General features: G+C 53.9%; 16 protein-coding genes. 6 read left to right on the forward strand and 10 right to left on the reverse strand.

The features are described from left to right. Positions 1–2: 2 nt before the first annotated feature. Entirely contained in the window at positions 3–761 is a 759-nt protein-coding gene (gene tam, locus G0034_RS11270; RefSeq protein ID WP_014883848.1) for a trans-aconitate 2-methyltransferase, read from the reverse strand. Between the two features lie 83 nt (positions 762–844). Next, positions 845–1,429, reverse strand: coding sequence for an NUDIX hydrolase (locus G0034_RS11275; RefSeq protein ID WP_014883849.1), 585 nt, complete (start codon positions 1,427–1,429; stop codon positions 845–847). Between the two features lie 86 nt (positions 1,430–1,515). On the opposite strand from G0034_RS11275, the gene G0034_RS11280 reads away from it, so the two are divergent. After that, complete coding sequence (locus tag G0034_RS11280; protein WP_179120869.1) at positions 1,516–2,277, forward strand: DeoR/GlpR family DNA-binding transcription regulator; 762 nt, start codon at positions 1,516–1,518, stop codon at positions 2,275–2,277. Positions 2,278–2,309: 32 nt separating this feature from the next. Here the strand turns inward: G0034_RS11280 and G0034_RS11285 are convergent, their stop codons facing one another. Both G0034_RS11285 and G0034_RS11290 read right to left on the reverse strand, forming a co-directional pair. Next, the gene (locus tag G0034_RS11285; protein ID WP_023330429.1) at positions 2,310–2,672 is read right to left on the reverse strand and encodes a TIR domain-containing protein; all 363 of its coding nucleotides are present in this window, start codon (positions 2,670–2,672) and stop codon (positions 2,310–2,312) included. A 143-nt stretch (positions 2,673–2,815) separates the two neighbouring features. After that, positions 2,816–3,265, reverse strand: a complete 450-nt coding sequence (locus G0034_RS11290) for a PACE efflux transporter (RefSeq protein WP_045134025.1) — start codon at positions 3,263–3,265, stop codon at positions 2,816–2,818. 383 nt (positions 3,266–3,648) lie between these two features. Here G0034_RS11290 and G0034_RS23350 point away from each other — a divergent pair, with 383 nt between their 5' ends. Both G0034_RS23350 and G0034_RS23355 read left to right on the forward strand, forming a co-directional pair. Continuing rightward, the gene (locus G0034_RS23350; protein ID WP_286079243.1) at positions 3,649–3,948 is read left to right on the forward strand and encodes a hypothetical protein; all 300 of its coding nucleotides are present in this window, start codon (positions 3,649–3,651) and stop codon (positions 3,946–3,948) included. A gap of 10 nt (positions 3,949–3,958) precedes the next feature. Then, positions 3,959–4,222 (forward strand): hypothetical protein, encoded by a 264-nt coding sequence (locus G0034_RS23355; RefSeq protein ID WP_286079244.1) that lies wholly within the window; start codon positions 3,959–3,961, stop codon positions 4,220–4,222. Between the two features lie 42 nt (positions 4,223–4,264). Here the strand turns inward: G0034_RS23355 and silA are convergent, their stop codons facing one another. Genes silA through G0034_RS11320 form a run of 4 tightly spaced genes read right to left on the reverse strand, consistent with a single transcriptional unit; the run spans position 4,265 to position 10,433 of the window. Further along, positions 4,265–7,405, reverse strand: coding sequence for a Cu(+)/Ag(+) efflux RND transporter permease subunit SilA (gene silA / locus G0034_RS11305; RefSeq protein WP_179121329.1), 3,141 nt, complete (start codon positions 7,403–7,405; stop codon positions 4,265–4,267). 10 nt (positions 7,406–7,415) lie between these two features. Then, positions 7,416–8,666, reverse strand: coding sequence for an efflux RND transporter periplasmic adaptor subunit (locus G0034_RS11310; protein WP_179120870.1), 1,251 nt, complete (start codon positions 8,664–8,666; stop codon positions 7,416–7,418). Positions 8,667–8,677: 11 nt separating this feature from the next. Beyond that, positions 8,678–9,019, reverse strand: coding sequence for a cation efflux system protein CusF (gene cusF, locus G0034_RS11315; RefSeq protein WP_179120871.1), 342 nt, complete (start codon positions 9,017–9,019; stop codon positions 8,678–8,680). A 28-nt stretch (positions 9,020–9,047) separates the two neighbouring features. Beyond that, positions 9,048–10,433: an efflux transporter outer membrane subunit gene (locus G0034_RS11320; protein WP_179120872.1), complete on the reverse strand. Its 1,386-nt coding sequence runs from the start codon at positions 10,431–10,433 to the stop codon at positions 9,048–9,050. Between the two features lie 162 nt (positions 10,434–10,595). On the opposite strand from G0034_RS11320, the gene G0034_RS11325 reads away from it, so the two are divergent. Together G0034_RS11325 and G0034_RS11330 are read left to right on the forward strand one after the other, a co-directional pair. Next, positions 10,596–11,279 (forward strand): copper/silver response regulator transcription factor, encoded by a 684-nt coding sequence (locus G0034_RS11325; protein WP_014883860.1) that lies wholly within the window; start codon positions 10,596–10,598, stop codon positions 11,277–11,279. Beyond that, positions 11,269–12,723, forward strand: coding sequence for a Cu(+)/Ag(+) sensor histidine kinase (locus G0034_RS11330; protein WP_088126738.1), 1,455 nt, complete (start codon positions 11,269–11,271; stop codon positions 12,721–12,723). Before G0034_RS11325 ends, G0034_RS11330 begins: the two co-directional genes overlap by 11 nt. Before the next feature lie 4 nt (positions 12,724–12,727). Here the strand turns inward: G0034_RS11330 and G0034_RS11335 are convergent, their stop codons facing one another. Next, positions 12,728–13,633 carry a LysR family transcriptional regulator gene (locus G0034_RS11335; RefSeq protein WP_014883862.1) on the reverse strand — a complete coding sequence of 302 codons (906 nt, stop codon included), beginning with the start codon at positions 13,631–13,633 and terminating at the stop codon, positions 12,728–12,730. Between the two features lie 117 nt (positions 13,634–13,750). Between G0034_RS11335 and G0034_RS11340 the strand changes: the two genes are divergently transcribed. Further along, on the forward strand, positions 13,751–15,169 hold the full coding sequence (locus G0034_RS11340) for an MFS transporter (protein ID WP_179120873.1): 1,419 nt from the start codon (positions 13,751–13,753) through the stop codon (positions 15,167–15,169). Positions 15,170–15,248: 79 nt separating this feature from the next. Here G0034_RS11340 and G0034_RS11345 read toward each other — a convergent pair whose 3' ends face one another. Further along, on the reverse strand, positions 15,249–16,244 hold the full coding sequence (locus G0034_RS11345; protein WP_088126736.1) for a DUF2891 domain-containing protein: 996 nt from the start codon (positions 16,242–16,244) through the stop codon (positions 15,249–15,251). Positions 16,245–16,249: the final 5 nt, after the last annotated feature.

Raw genomic sequence — 16,249 nt, forward strand, 5'->3', positions numbered from 1 at the left:
CCTCAGGGTTGACGCTGAGCAACCATAAACAACCGAGGAAAAGCCAGCAGTATCTGCCCGTTTTCCTGGAGCGGATACTGCTCTTCCAGTAGTTCATGGTAGCGTTTCAGGAAACGTTTCTGTTCGTGCTCGTTCAGTTCCTGGAGCCATGGGCGTAACCCGGTGGCGCTGACCCAGTCAATGATGGCCTGATGCGAGCGCATTTTATGGAAATAGGTCGTCCGCCAGATATCCACCTCACACCCGGCTTCGGACAAAATGTCATAGTAGGCATGGACCCCAGGCAGCGGTTCTCTACCGCGGTCAGGATAGTCTTGCTCCAGGGCCACTTCGCGCATGGCTACGTGAGTAGGCTCAAGCCAGTTGTCCGGCATCTGGATCGCCAGGACGCCATTAAGCGCGAGGAGAGAAACAAGGTGAGGCAGAAGATCGTAATGGTCTGGAACCCATTGCAATGAGGCATTGGCATAAATCAAATTCAGCGCCTGGTCCGGCTTATACTGGCGGATATCGGACTCAACAAAGCGGCAGCCCGGCAGCGCACTGCGCGCCTCTTCCAGCATGGCAGGCGAGTTATCGACCCCGGTAATCTGTGCGTTCGGCCAGCGATGGCGCAACAGCGCCGTGCTGTTTCCCGGACCACAGCCCAAATCGGCGAGGGTGGCGACGTCATCCAGTGGGATTCTGGCGAGTAGCTCAGCGGCAGGACGCGTGCGTTCAGCACCGTATTGCAGATAAAGAGAAGGGTTCCAGTCGGCCATCTTTAGATCTCCTTTTTGCGTGTACCAGCAAGGATAGCACAGGCCGGCACCTGCACCGGGACAGGTGCCGCAACAAGGTCAGATTACAGAATGCCTTTCAGTGCAACATGATAGAGCAGCATGATGGTTTTCCCGTCAACAATCATGCCCGTTTCAATGCCCCGCAAAGCGTCCTCAAAGGGGAGCTCCAGCACGTCGATATCCTCACCCTCCGCTTTGATACCGCCGCCTGCGCTGGTTTTATCCTTTGGCTGATATTCGGCAAGGTAGAAGTAGAGTTTCTCCGTAACGGAACCCGGGCTCATATAGGCTTCAAAGATTTTCTGCACGCTCGACACCTTAAACCCGGTCTCTTCTTCCGCTTCTGCCTTTATTCGGCTCTCTGGATCCATATTGTCGAGCAGGCCCGCAGCAGCCTCGATCAGATCACCCTGATGACCATTGATAAAGACCGGGAAACGGAACTGGCGAGTCAGAATCACCGTTTTTTTATCACGGTTGTAGAGCAGAATAGTCGCGCCATTCCCCCGGTCATAGACTTCACGTGTTTGTCGCTGCCATTCGCCATCGCGTCGTTGATGGTCAAAGGTATATTTTTTGAGTAAGTACCAGTTATCTGACAATATTTCATCGTTAATGATGCGCACATCTGCACGTTTCGATTGCACGTTTTGTCCTCCTTACGTAGAGTAACGATCAATAACAGCATTAACGTGCAGTTTCAAGATTTATCATGCAATATCAGGAATCCAGAATGCTCACCAGTCAGCGAAAACAATTGATACTAGAGAAGCTCGGCGCCGAAGGCCAGGTCCAGTCTAAAGCGCTCAGCATTCTCTTTGATGTCTCTGAGGACACCATCCGGCGTGATTTACGCGAGCTGGCGGCAGAAGGGCGTTTACAGCGTGTTCACGGCGGTGCGCTGCCGTCGTCTTCCGCTATTGTACCTTTTGCAGAGCGTCAGTCCGTTAAAATGGATGCCAAAAGAAAGGTAGCGCAGAAGGGCGCGCAGCTGATTTCTTCGGGCCAGGTAGTGATCATTGACGGTGGAACGACCACCTCTGAACTGATTACTTTCTTACCGCCTGATTTGCGTATTACCGTGGTGACGCACAGTCCGAGCATTGCTCTGGGGCTGGTTAATCATCCCGCTATTGAAGTGATTCTGATTGGCGGCCGTTTGTATAAACACTCGATTGTTGCAGTCGGCGCGGCGGCCATCGAAGGTATCGAAAACATTTATGCCGATCTGTTCTTTATGGGCGTGACCGGGATCCATCCGGAAGCAGGGTTGACCACGGGCGATTTCGAAGAGGCGTGCATCAAACGTGCATTTTCCGGCAGAGCGGCCGAGACGGTTGTTCTGGCTTCACCGGAAAAAATCAATACGGCGTCATCGTTTGTGATTGGGGACGTATCCTTAGCGAATACCCTTGTCGTCGAAGACGATACCGATCGTGGCTGGGTGCATACGCTATCCGAAAAAGGGGTATCGGTCGTACTGGCTTCCTCATGAGCCAGTCAGATGACTGACTGGCACGGTCATCGTTAAGCCTGAGGAATGCTCTCCAGCGTAGTATAAATCGTGAGGCCAAGTTCCCTGGCCACTTCAATGTCCATATCCGCCCCCTTAGACGCACCGGCAATCCGATAAATCGCATCGCATTTTGCGATGAGCCGGTGAGCTACGGGGTAAAGCATTGATTCTGCGATGTCATCTCCCAACGATGTCGAGCCCGCGGCCTTCGCCAGCGGCAGAGCCAGCCATTCGCCAATGACCGGAACGTGACCACGCTGGTATACGGCTAATGCGGCGTTTTCGAGACGCGCAAGATTCTCATCAATGCGCGCCTGAAGGCCATCGGTGCCGCTTCGATAGGGGCCGGCAATTAAAATGAGCTGTTGTGTCATAGATACCTCTGTCAGTGTGATTGCATGAAGTTGCACGTTTGCAGACAATATCTTACGAGATTACCGCCGCGTTATGAAATGTTTTCGTGCATTATCGTGCAAAATCATGCATAACAAAGCATGTAATCACTTAGGCAGAAGGGCTATTGCAACGAAGCCGAACGCCTCCGTCCAACGAACATCCAACGCAGGTAATCGTATAGCCAGTTAAACAGCATTGTGTATGGCAGGAAAAACAGCACCAGTCCAATCTCAACGAAAAATGCCTCAGTGAGGGGTAAATCCAGCATAACCATCGCAACGGGGATTAAGGTGATGATCAGTCCTGTTTCAAAACCCACCGCATGGATAGCACGAACAAGGAAGGTTCGTTGAAAGCGGTATTTTTTCTGCAGCGAGTCAAAGAGTTTATTAAAAACAAAATTCCATGCCGTCGCGGTCAGTGCAGATATCACGGACAGCGAGCCAGACTGAAGTATCGAAACGTTCATCAACCAGGCAAGCGACAGCGCGATGATAACGTTAGCTATGACTTCAAAAATGACAGCATGGAAGATTCGTTCTTTAACGCTTTTATTTAATTCAATTTCCATTTGCTTAGGGCTGCGTTTTCCAAAAGCTGAAGTATATCAGGCATCGTTCAACTCTTTCTCAACATGCAGGATTGATACTCTGAGCAAAAGCGGAAGGCACTGTGAGATGGTCAACGGAGACGCTTTCAGAGACTATCAGCATTCAGGACAATGACAGCCACATAACGCCAGATTTCGCCTTACTGAATGTAAGTGCGCATAATGTATATTATGTTAAATTGGATGTGAGACCCGTAATGATACCAACAAAACCTTCATAGTTGCCTTCCCTTCTACTATCGCTTATCGAGATACTTATTAAAAAATGCCGTGATGCTCTTGAACGGAATCTTTTCCATACGATCATATAAATCAACATGTGTGCCTAATCGCTGAGTATTCAAATGTTTAATGTTTTATCCCGTCGACTGCAACACTGTAACGAGGTGGCCGTCAACATAAACAATGCCGCCCCGACGCAGCTGCAACAGATCAAGACGCAGCTGGCCGAAGAAATGGGTAAGCCTGTAGGCCTACATACCATGGGTATTCCGGCGGCGGTCAGTACGCTCGGGGTGATTGTCAGTTTCGCCATTCCGCAGCTGTGGCTGGGTTACGGCATACTCACCGCACTCGACCAGCCAACCGAGCGCGTATTCGTGTGGGTTGTGCTGGTCGCCCTGCTGTTCGCTGGCCTTACTTAACGGTGTGACGATGTTTATGATTGGCAAAGGCAACATGCGCGCTGTGCGATTACATTTTAAGCTGACGGTGATAAGCCTTTTGTTAACAGCAGCTTATCTGCTTGCCGCGCTGAGCGAGAGTACTTCTCCGGGCGTCAGTCTGACCGCGGCGCTAGTGAGTATCGTCATGTTACTGCTTAGCGGCAGCTGTATTCTTTCCACCGCCTTTTATAAGATGCTGCTGTTTACTCTGCATAACAGAGCCTGGCGCAAGCTTATCAGCCAGGCGCGTTAAGCATTCATCTCGTAAAAATCCCGCCATTACAGCGGGATTTTTTTATGGCTTTTTATGCCTGCGCAACCAAATCAACTTGTAAGCCGCTGGAATGATAAACAGCGATAACAGCGGCGCTGTGATCATCCCGCCGATCATAGGCGCCGCTATCCGGCTCATAACTTCCGAACCGGCACCAGTCCCCCAGAGTATTGGCAGCAGGCCCGCAATGATCACCGCGACGGTCATGGCCTTTGGCCGCACACGGAGCACGGCACCATGATAAAGTGCTTCATCAAGCCCTTGTTCTGTGAACGTTTCCCGATGGGACAGTTCCGGTTGCGCTTCAATGGCATGACGTAAATACATCAGCATAACGACCCCAAATTCCGCTGCGACCCCGGCCAGGGCGATAAATCCGGTTCCGGTTGCCACTGACATATGGAAACCCTGCCAGTAGAGAAACCATATTCCACCGACCAGGGCGAACGGCAGACTCATCAGGATCAGCATTGCTTCATCCACGCGACGGAACGCCAGGTACAGTAAAATGAAGATGATCATCACCGTCATCGGTACCATCAGTTTCAGCTTCTTATTGGCATGTTCGAGAAGCTCAAATTGTCCGGAGAAAGACACGCTGGTACCTGGCATCAGCTTCACGTTCTGACTGATGGCCGTCTTAATGTCGTTCACCACCGATACCATATCCCTGCCCCGTGCATCAATGTAAATCCAGCTGGCTGGCCGGGCATTCTCCGTTTTCAACATCGTGGGGCCGGAAACAACCTTAATATCAGCCACATCGCCCAGCGTGATCTGCTGTTTCATCGGCGTCAGGATAGGCATCTGTTTTAACGCATTCGGGCTGTTCCGGTAGTCCTGAGGATAACGAATATTGATCGGGTAGCGGGCGACGCCTTCCACCGTTTCACCTACCGTTGCGCCGCCAATGGCCGAAGAGACAAACAGCTGCACATCGCCCACCGTCATTCCGTAGCGGGCGGCTTTTTCCCGGTTAATATCCACATCAATGTAACGCCCGCCCTCCAGACGTTCCGCCAGAGCAGACACCACGCCAGGCACCGTTTTGGCGACCGCCTCGATGCGCTGCGCCGTGGCGTCGATATCAGACAGAACGGTACCGGACACTTTGATACCTATCGGGCTTTTGATCCCGGTGGAGAGCATATCAATGCGGTTACGAATAGGCGGAACCCACAGGTTAGCCAGGCCTGGCAAACGAACGGTGTTATCCAGTTCGTCAATAATCTTGTCAATCGTCATGCCGGGCCGCCACTGATCCTCTGGTTTGAGCTGAATCGTGGTTTCCACCATTTCAAGCGGTGCGGAATCCGTTGCCGTTTCTGCCTTACCTGTCTTGCCGAAAACAGACGCCACTTCAGGCACCGTTTTGATGAGTTTGTCCGTGGTTTGCAGGAGCGCCGCCGCTTCTGCCGGAGACACACCGGGCAAGGTCGAGGGCATATACAGCAGGTCGCCTTCGTTGATCTTCGGTAAAAACTCACCGCCAACCTGGCTCAGCGGCCAGATAACAGTGAAGATAGATAAGGCTGCAACCAACAGGGTGGCTTTTGGCCAGTGGAGAACCCTGATCAGCAGCGGATGATAGGCGTTAATCAGCAGTCGGTTCAGCGGGTTACTGTTCTCTGCGGGGATTTTTCCGCGGATCCAGAAGCCCATCAGGATGGGGATAACGATGATGGCGAGCATGGCCGCCCCCGCCATGGAGTACGTTTTCGTGAAGGCCAGTGGACCAAACAGTCGCCCTTCCTGTCCCTCAAGGGTAAAGATGGGAATAAACGATAAGGTGATGATCAGCAGGCTGATAAACAGTGCGGGCCCCACTTCCACAGAGGCATTGGTGATCACCTTCCAGCGGGTGGCATTGTCGATCTGCTCTTCCGGATGCTGATGATCCCACTCTTCCAGCCGTTTGTGCGCGTTTTCAATCATCACAATGGCCGCATCCACCATCGCACCGACGGCAATGGCAATGCCCCCCAGCGACATGATGTTGGCGTTCAGTCCCTGAAAATGCATCACAATAAAGGCAATACACAGGCCGAGCGGCAGAGAGACAATCGCCACCAGCGCAGAGCGGACATGCCAGAGGAACAGCGCACAGACGATGGCCACCACGATAAATTCTTCAATCAGCTTGCCGCTCAGGTTATCGATAGCTCTGTCGATTAACTGGCTGCGATCGTAGGTCGTCACAATCTCGACGCCTTCCGGCAGGCTGGCCTTCAACGTTTCCAGCTTATCCTTCACCGCCGTAATGACTTCACGCGCATTTTTGCCCGAGCGCAGGATCACCACGCCACCCGCCACTTCCCCCTGCCCGTTCAGCTCAGCAATACCGCGGCGCATTTCCGGCCCCGTTTGTACGCGAGCAACATCGCGCAGGTAAATCGGGACACCGTTCTCACTGGTTTTCAGCACGATATTATTGAAATCGTCTATCGTCTGTAGGTAGCCGCTGGCCCGGACCATATACTCTGCTTCCGCCATTTCAACCGACGATCCCCCTGCTTCCTGGTTCGACGACGCAAGAGCCTGCTTAACCTCCGGCAGGCTTATGCCGTACTGGGCCAGTTTTAACGGATTGACCTGGATCTGATACTGCTTAACCACGCCGCCAACCGATGCCACTTCAGCCACGCTGGGGATGGTTTTTAACTCAAATTTCAGGAACCAGTCCTGCAGAGAACGCAATTCTGCGAGATCGTGCTTACCGGAACGATCGACCAGCGCATATTCAAATATCCAGCCCACCCCCGTGGCATCCGGGCCGATTTGTGAACTCACGCCAGCAGGCAGTTTTCCCTGAACCTGGTTCAGGTACTCCAGTACGCGCGACCGGGCCCAGTACAAATCAGTACCGTCTTCAAAAATGACATACACATACGAATCACCAAACTGAGAAAAACCGCGCACCGTTTTGGCACCGGGTACCGACAGCATGGTGGTAGTGAGCGGATAGGTCACCTGATTTTCAACTATCTGTGGGGCCTGGCCAGGATAGCTGGTTTTGATAATCACCTGAACGTCAGACAGGTCGGGCAAGGCATCGACCGGTGTGTTGATGATAGTCCATGCGCCCCAGATGCTAAGAAACAGCGCCCCCATTATCACCAGGAAACGGTTGGCGACGGACCGCCGGATAATCCATTCAATCATCATCGTCCCCTTAATGACCTGAATGCGTGTTGTCTGCTGTTTCAGCGTGACGCATGCGCTCCAGCGCGCCGGTAATATTGGCCTCGGAGTCAATCAGGAACAGGCCGCTAACCACCACCGTCTCCCCTTCGTTGAGGCCGGAACCAATACCGGACTGCTGCTGAGATTCATGCAGAACGTGGATCGGTTTCGGCACAAAACGCCCCTCTTCATCGACGGTAATCACGCGCTGTTCCTTGCCGGTATCAATAACGGCCTGGGACGGGATCAACAGCATCTCCGGACTTTGCGTATTCAGTTTGAGATACGCATTCATGCCCGGTTTCAGACGCTCGTCTTTGTTGGAGACCTGCAGGCGCACCTGCAGCGTACGGGTGCTGGGATCCACGCTCGGCAGAAGGTTCCATTTTTCAACCGGGAAGGATTTATCAGGGTAAGCGGGTACTGAAATCTCAAACTGCGACGTGTCTTTCAGCAGATAAGCAATAGACTCAGGAACCGCCGCGCCGATCCAGACCGGATCCATCCCCTGAATTTGAGCGACCACCTTATCTTTTGAAATATTCATGCCGGTGCGCAGGTCAAACGCCGTGATCACCCCGTCAATGGGAGCCTTGATGGTAAATCGGGTCTGGATAGTTCGGGTCGACCGTAGCTTCTGAATATCTTCATCCGGCATCCCGGCCAGCCGAAGACGTTCAAGTACGCCTTTGATTTGCACAGGCGTTCCACCGGTACCGGATAACAGCAAAAACTCACTCTGCGCCTCTACCCAGTCAGGAATGGTGATATCAATCAGCGGCGTGCCTTTCCTGACATGGTCGCCGGTCGTCAACGGGTATACTTTCTCAACGAAACCTTCCGCCCGCGCCTGCACAATAACAAACTGATAGTCGTTATAACTGACATTGGCTGGGATCGTCTGGCTATAATTCAGCGTTCCGCGGGTGACTTTTTGCGTTTTTAACCCCAGGTTCTGGACCTGCGTGGGGTCAATGCGTATTCCGGCACCGCTTTTATCATCATTTTCATCCGCATATTTTGGCACCAGATCCATATCCATAAACGGTGATTTGCCAGGTTTATCGAATTTAACGTCTGGCTTCATCGGGTCATACCAGAAAAGTACCTTTCTTTCAGAAACCTGATTTTCAGGTTTTACAGAGGCGTGAATATGCTGCCATGCCGTGACGGATATCAGCCCTCCTGCAATAAGGCTGCTGACTATCATGGCAGCGTATTTTATTTTTAAAGATGCCATGCTACTTCTCGCTATTTAATGCTCTTCAGTAAAGAGATATTGCCCTGCTGGACAAACGAAAAATCAACGTGGCTACCGACTTTCAGGGCCGAAATACTCTCGTCAGCCTGAAGAAAGGTGAAGCGCATCGTCATCGCGGGCCAGCCCACCGCCGGGATAGCATCATGGGCAATAGTGACTTTTTTACTCGTGAGATCAATATCCTTGATAATGCCGGTCCCCTTAATAATCTGCTCTGAGGTTCCTTCACTGGCAATATTCATTCCTGCGTGCTGATGAACCTCGGCCTGAAGGCTGGCAGAAAACATTACGGCGATCGCACCGAGGACAACGGTTTTAAGTGAATTACGCATTTTTACTTTCCTGTTTAATTAAATGAATTTATTCGACCCAACCGCCACCCAGTGCGGTGAAGAGCGTAATTTCATTCACCTGTCGGGCATAAATAAGGTCGAGAAGAGTTTGCTGCGTGGAGAACAGAGAACGTTCTGCATCAAGCACTTCGATATAGCTCACCGCACCGCTGGAATATAACCCTCTGGCACGTTGCAGGGTGATATTTAGCGAATCAAGATACCGCTGCTGGGCATTAATTTGCTGGTTAATGCTTTCCCGCAGCGCGAGCGCGTCAGCAACCTGTTTAAAGGCGGACTGAATTTTTTGTTCGTAATTCACAACCGACTGCTGCTGGCGAATTTCAGCCAGCTTCAGGTTGGCTTTATTTCTGCCTGCATTAAACAGTGGGATATCAATTTTAGGGATAAAATTCCACATCCCACTGCCCGTCGTGAAAAGGCTGGAGAGTTCCGTGCTGCCCGTTGAAAGTCCGCTGGTCAGTGAAATGGACGGGAAAAAGGCAGCACGTGCCGCACCGATATTCGCATCGGCCGCTTTAAGCTGATACTCCGCCTCCATAATATCCGGGCGCTGCAGCAGTATCGCTGATGAAAGATGAGGCGGCAGCCTGACCGGCGCAATATCGCTGGCGTTCATGCCGCTGTTGCCCGGCAGTGCGCGATACGTTCCGAGGACCAGCTGCAGGGCATTATTGGCCTGCGCCAGCTCACCCTCTCTTTTGGCTATCTCTGCCTGAGTGCTTTCAATCTGCCCCCGGGCCTGCTCCAGCGCCAGGACGTTTGTGCTGCCGGTCACCAGCTGTTGCTCAACGAACGCGTAAGACTGCTGGTAATTCTTCAGCGTCTCCTGCGCAATACGGCGTTGTTTATAGGCCAGCTGCTGGTTGAAATAGCTCTGCGACACGTTAGAGATGAGCAGAATATGCACCGCTCGATGGGCTTCTTCGCTGGCAAAAAAGTTTTGTCGGTCCGCCTCGCTCATGTTCCTGAGCTTGCCGAAGAAATCGAGTTCATAGCTTACTGCAAGACCTGCGTCGTACTGCTGCGAGACAGGTTTGTCACTTTTCAGACCGCCGCTATAGGTGATACCCGAGGAGGCATTCAGCTGAGGATAACGATCCGCATCCGTCACCGTGAACTGCGCCCGGGCTTCTTCAACCTTCAGGGCAGCCATTTTTAAATCGCGGTTGTTTTCCAGGGCTTCGCTGATCAACCCAACGACCTGGGGGTCGACAAAAAAGTGACGCCAGCCGGTATCCTGATACCCCGCCACCGCAGGTGTCAGGCCATTTCGGGATAACGAAAACTGCTGGGGCACCGGTGACGCGGGTCGCTGGTACTCAGGCGTCAGCGAGACGCAGCCTGTCAGGAAAAATACCGTACTGATGCTAAGTCGTTTTAACAGGAACATAATGGTTCAAATGAAGTCCAGAGTATTTTTAGGGTCACTCTACTGAACGCATCCTGTTTGACGGGTGACAGGATAATGACAATGTTGTCATTTTTAACGTAAGTCATTGTTAACGGCCGCGAGCACAATAGAATGTCGTCAGCAGCCAGTCAGGGGAGCAAGATGAAAATACTGATCGTCGAAGACGAAATGAAAACCGGTGAATACCTCAGCAAGGGGCTGACTGAAGCGGGGTTTATCGTCGACCACGCTGACAATGGCCTCAACGGTTACCATCTCGCCATGACTGCGGAATACGATCTGCTGATTCTGGATATTATGCTTCCCGACGTGAACGGCTGGGATATTGTCCGCATGCTGCGTTCGGCCGGGAAAGGAATGCCCATATTGCTCCTCACGGCGCTCGGCACCATTGAACACCGGGTCAAAGGGCTTGAGCTGGGTGCGGATGATTATCTGATTAAGCCTTTTGCCTTTGCTGAACTTCTCGCCCGGGTAAGAACGCTGCTGAGGCGCGGAAATACGGTGATTGCGGAAAGCCAGCTTCAGGTGGCTGACCTGACGGTTGACCTCGTGTCGAGAAAAGTGAGCCGGGCGGGGAATCGCATCCTGTTAACCAGTAAGGAGTTCAGCCTGCTGGAGTTTTTCCTTCGTCATCAGGGAGAAGTGCTGCCCCGCTCCCTGATTGCCTCCCAGGTGTGGGACATGAACTTTGACAGCGATACGAACGCCATTGATGTGGCGGTGAAACGGCTTCGGGCAAAAATCGATAACGACTATGAACACAAGCTGATCCAGACGGTGCGCGGTGTGGGCTATATGCTGGAGGCGCCGGATGCGCATTAAGCCTTTCAGGCGCCCTTTTTCGCTGGCTCTTCGGCTGACCTTTTTTATCAGTCTCTCCACGATCCTGGCGTTTTTCGCCTTCACGTGGTTTATGGTGCATTCCGTTGAAAAGCATTTTGCTGAGCAGGACATCAGCGATCTGCAGCAAATCAGCACCGCGATGCACCGTATCCTCCAATCTCCTGCCGAACCCGAGCGGAAGAAAATCAGTAAACTCAACGAGTCGATCGCCAGTTACCGCAACGTTGCCGTTCTGCTTGTGGATCCGCAGGGAAATACCCTGTTCAGCTCGGCACACGGGGCAGCATTACGCCCTGCGATGAATACACCGGATTTTAACGTGCACCGTCGCACCCAGGATGTCTTTCTGTGGACGGTGGAGGACTCTTTTGCTTCCATGCACGCGGGGCCCGACATGAAAATGGACACGTACCGGATTATCGCCTCGTCAGGCACGGCGACATTGCAGGGCAAATCGCAGGACTACGTGATGCTGATTGGCCTCTCCATTAATTTTCATCTGCACTACCTGGATGCCCTGAAGAAGAATCTCTTCGCGATTGCCGCGGCAATCAGTCTGCTGATTATTGTTGTCATTCGTATTGCGGTTCGCCAGGGCCATCTGCCTCTGCGTAACGTCAGCACCGCCATTAAAAATATCACTTCAGAGAATCTCGACGCGCGACTTGAACCGTCCCGCGTGCCCGTTGAGCTGGAACAGCTGGTGATCTCTTTCAACCATATGATTGAAAAAATAGAAGATGTCTTTACCCGCCAGGCCAATTTTTCCGCCGATATCGCGCATGAGATCAGAACGCCTGTTACCAATCTGGTGACGCAAACGGAAATTGCGCTGAGCCAGAACCGTTCTCAGAAGGAGCTGGAAGATGTGCTGTATTCCAGCCTTGAAGAGTACAACCGAATGACCCGGATGGTCAGCGACATGCTGTTCCTGGCGCAGGCGGATAATAATCAGCTCATCCCGGACCGGGCGATCTTTGATTTGCGCGCTGAAGTCATGAAAGTGTTCGATTTCTTCGAAGCCTGGGCGGAAGAACGTAACGTCACGCTGAAATTTAACGGAATGCCCTGCCTGACAGAAGGCGATCCGCAGATGTTCAGAAGGGCGATTAACAATCTGTTATCCAATGCCCTGCGCTATACGCCTGAAGGAAAAGCGGTGACCGTCTCACTCCGAGAGCAGGAAAACAATGTTGAACTGGTGGTTGCCAACCCCGGCGCGCCGATCCCGGAAGAACATCTGCCAAGGCTGTTTGACCGCTTTTACCGGGTGGATCCATCAAGACAGCGTAAAGGCGAAGGCAGCGGCATCGGCCTTGCCATCGTGAAATCCATCGTCAGCGCCCATCACGGAAAAATCCGTGTGGAATCCGATGCGGTATCGACGCGCTTTATACTTTCCGTGCCGAAGAAAACCGTTTAAGCAGTCAGCGAACCGGCCGACATACTTCCAGCACCTTCTCCCTGAGCCACCGGTGCGCGGGATCCTTTTCCATGCGCGGATGCCACATCTGTGAGACGGTAATGCTCCGGGTTTTAAACGGCAGTTCAAAGACGTGTACGCGTTCTGACATGGGCTGATTGAGCAAATACAGCGCCGGGACCATGGCAATCAGATCGGAAGCCAGCGCCACGGATAACGCCGTCGGGAAACCGGGCACAACGCTGGCGACGTTACGTTTCATCCCGCGTTCCGCCAGCGCGTCATCGACAAAACCGTGTAACGAGCCGTCGGGCGAGGCCACCACATGCCCCCAGGAGATATAATCCTGCAGGCTAACTGACGGGCGCGAAGCCAGTGGATGCCCCTGGCGCACTGCGCCAACAAACCTGTCCTGAAACAGCCGTTGCAGACGTATTTCAGGCCCCATATTGCTCTGCACGCCGATTTCCAGATCGACAAGCCCCTCTCGCAGATAGCGCGATGTTTTTTCAGGTTTCGGGGAGAAACGGATACAAACGTCGGGGGCAACACTCGCGACTGCGGCAATAAGCAGTGGCCCAAACGCCACCACAAAACCGTCGTTGGCTCTGATGGTGAACAGGCGCGCCAGATTCTCGACCTTCAGCGTATCGCTGGAGGGCTGGAGCACCGCCCTCGCCTCGTGTACGGCGTTGCGGGCGCGATCCCGTGTGGCTTCCGCCCAGGGGGTCAGCACCATCTGACGACCCGCCCGAACCAGAATAGGATCGCCGGTGACCTCCCGCAGCCTGCTCAGGGTTCGGCTCATGGCGGAGGTGCTCAGGTTTAAGCGTCGCGCCGCGCCCGCCACGCTGGCTTCGGCCAGCAGGACATCGAGCGCGACAAGCAGATTAAAGTCAGGATCGGTCACGAGGAATCCTCAGATAAGGCGTTATATGCAACGATTAAGTGCAAATGCTGCGTCTTCCGCCCTGTATACCTGATGATTATAGTTTCGTCATTACTATTCTTTTCTGGAGTAACGACGATGACGCTATTTTCAAACCTGCCCGGCGATGAAGGTTTATCCGGGCATGAGCGCGCCCGGGTCCTGGCCGCCGTGATGACCACCACGCTGATGGGGGTCTTTGACGGAACGATGATCAACATCGCGCTCCCCTCCATGGCAAGCGCAATGCAGGTTCCTGCCAATGTTGCTGTCTGGTTCGCCAACGGTTATCTGCTGTCAGCGGCCATGACCCTCGCCATCTTTGCCGCGCTGGCGGCGCGCGTGGGCTATCGCCCGGTGTTTCTGACCGGGCTTGCCACCTTTACGCTTACCTCTCTCGGCTGCGCGCTGGCGAAGACCCCGGATGTGCTGATCGGAATGCGTATTCTGCAGGGCATCGGCGGCGCGGCCACCCTGAGCATCGCCCCGGCAATCCTGCGATCCGTTTTCCCCGGCAGACTGCTTGGCCGCGTTCTGGGGCTGCACGCCCTGCTTATTGCCTCCAGCACGGCGATAGCCCCGGTGCTGGGCGGAACGATTCTGAACGCGCTGAGCTGGCAGTGGCTGTTCGCCATTAACCTTATTCCAGGCTGCATCGCCCTGCTGCTGGCATGGCGCGCTTTACCGAAGGAATCAGCAGGTGATAAATCCTCCTTTGATGCGCCAGGCGCGGTGCTCTCCGCAACATTTCTGGGAGCCACGATCATGACGGCCAACAGTCTTCAGCGCGTCACGCAGCACATTAATCACGAAGCCATCGGCTGGGGACTTCTCGCGCTGATGAGCGCCCTCGCCTTTACCTGGCGGATTCGGCGGGCAAGTCACCCTTTATTGCCGCCCGTCATATTCAAAAACGGACGCTTTACCCTCGCTGCGCTAACCTCGCTGGCCTCGTTTGTGAGCCAGGGCATCACCTTTGTCGCGCTGCCGTTCCTGTTTCAGAGCGTGTATGGCTACAGTCCGGTGGTTTCTGCGCTGCTCTTTACCCCGTGGCCGATAGGTATTGTGCTAATTGCGCCGCACGCGGGGCGTTGGGCTGATACGATTTCCGCGCCGCTGATTTCGACCCTTGGGCTGATGATATTTGTCGGTGGGTTGGTTCTGCTGGCGACCCTGCCTGAAAGCCCATCCGTATGGAACATCTGCCTGCGCAGCCTGGTTTGCGGGATAGGGTTTGGCTGCTTCCAGAGCCCCAATAACCGGGAAATGCTCGCTAACGTGACGCGGGACTATGCCAGCTATGCCTCCGGCGTGTTGTCTATCGTCAGGACATTCGGCCAGTGTCTCGGCGCCGCTACGGTGGGCGTGCTGCTGGCGGCAACACCCGGCCAAAACCTTGATGACCGGATCGTGCATGTTGCGCTGTGGATCGCCGTCATAGCCTCGACGGGCGCCGTGTTGTTTAGCGCGAGCAGGCTGCGCCCGGCGGCGCTATGCTTGCACGGGCCTACAAGATAATATGCAATATATTGATTTTAATGAACAATGTAGGCCGGGTAAGCGCAGCGCCACCCGGCAAGAAAGGCGTCTCGTTTATTTACTCCAGCGCCAGCAGCGCAAAGCTCGCCAGCCAGTGCCCGCCGCTGTAGTGGCTGCCGACAACATGCTCTACGCTTGCCATCAGGTGTTTCGCCACCGAATCACGCAGCGCCTGCTGCGCCGGATGGTTTGCGGGAAGCGCTTTTGCGATATGCTTCATACACCAGGCGCGGCTCAGGTTTAACCCGTCCAGATGGGCAATTTTCGGGTCGGTACGGTCACTCACTTGCGCCGGGCTCATCAGGGCTGCAACGGCGCCTACCTCCGGCAGAAACGCGTCGAACCAGGCCGGGAAGTCCTCTGCCACCTTGCTCATCAGCAACGCTTCTGTCAGCGCACCGGAAATATACTCATCACCGCCCGGCTCGTAGTGCGCCGGGTAGCGCGTGTCGGCGAGATAAAACCGTTCCGCTGATGCCAGAATAGCCTGCTCAAGCCCGCTGTCCCCCACTGTACGCGCATAGTCGAGCGCCAGCGCCAGAGCAAACGCCGTGTTGTAATGCGTCCCGACGCGGATCGGATAGGTGAGCTTGCCGAGGTAATCCACCAGACGATTGCGAATATCCTGCGTTAACGGTTCAAGCGTCTGATACCAGCCTGCGGCCTGCGGCAGTGAAGACTGTTTCAGTTCCTGGGCCAGCGCCAGCAGCCAGCCGTAGCCATACGGGCGCTCAAACGAGGCGCGGAACGGCGCAGTAAAATAGACCAGTTCCTTAGCCACGTTCTCTTCGGTCAGGTGCTCGTCGAATAGCGCGACGATTTCATCCCGGCACGGCAATTCGGGATAGAGACGCACGCAGCGCAGCAGCAACCAGTAGCCGTGCACGGCCGAGTGCCAGTCAAAACAGCCGTAGAAAATCGGGTGCAGTTCGCGAGGCGGCAGAACATCACCATCATCATTCAGCAGATGCATGATGTGGTTCGGGTATTCCTGGCGCAAATAGGTTAAAGGCATTCGGGCAAACGCGTCAGCCTGTTGTTGCGTTAATTCCATAACCG

Source organism: Enterobacter sp. T2 (genome assembly GCF_010692925.1).
GTDB classification, from domain to species: domain Bacteria; phylum Pseudomonadota; class Gammaproteobacteria; order Enterobacterales; family Enterobacteriaceae; genus Enterobacter; species Enterobacter kobei.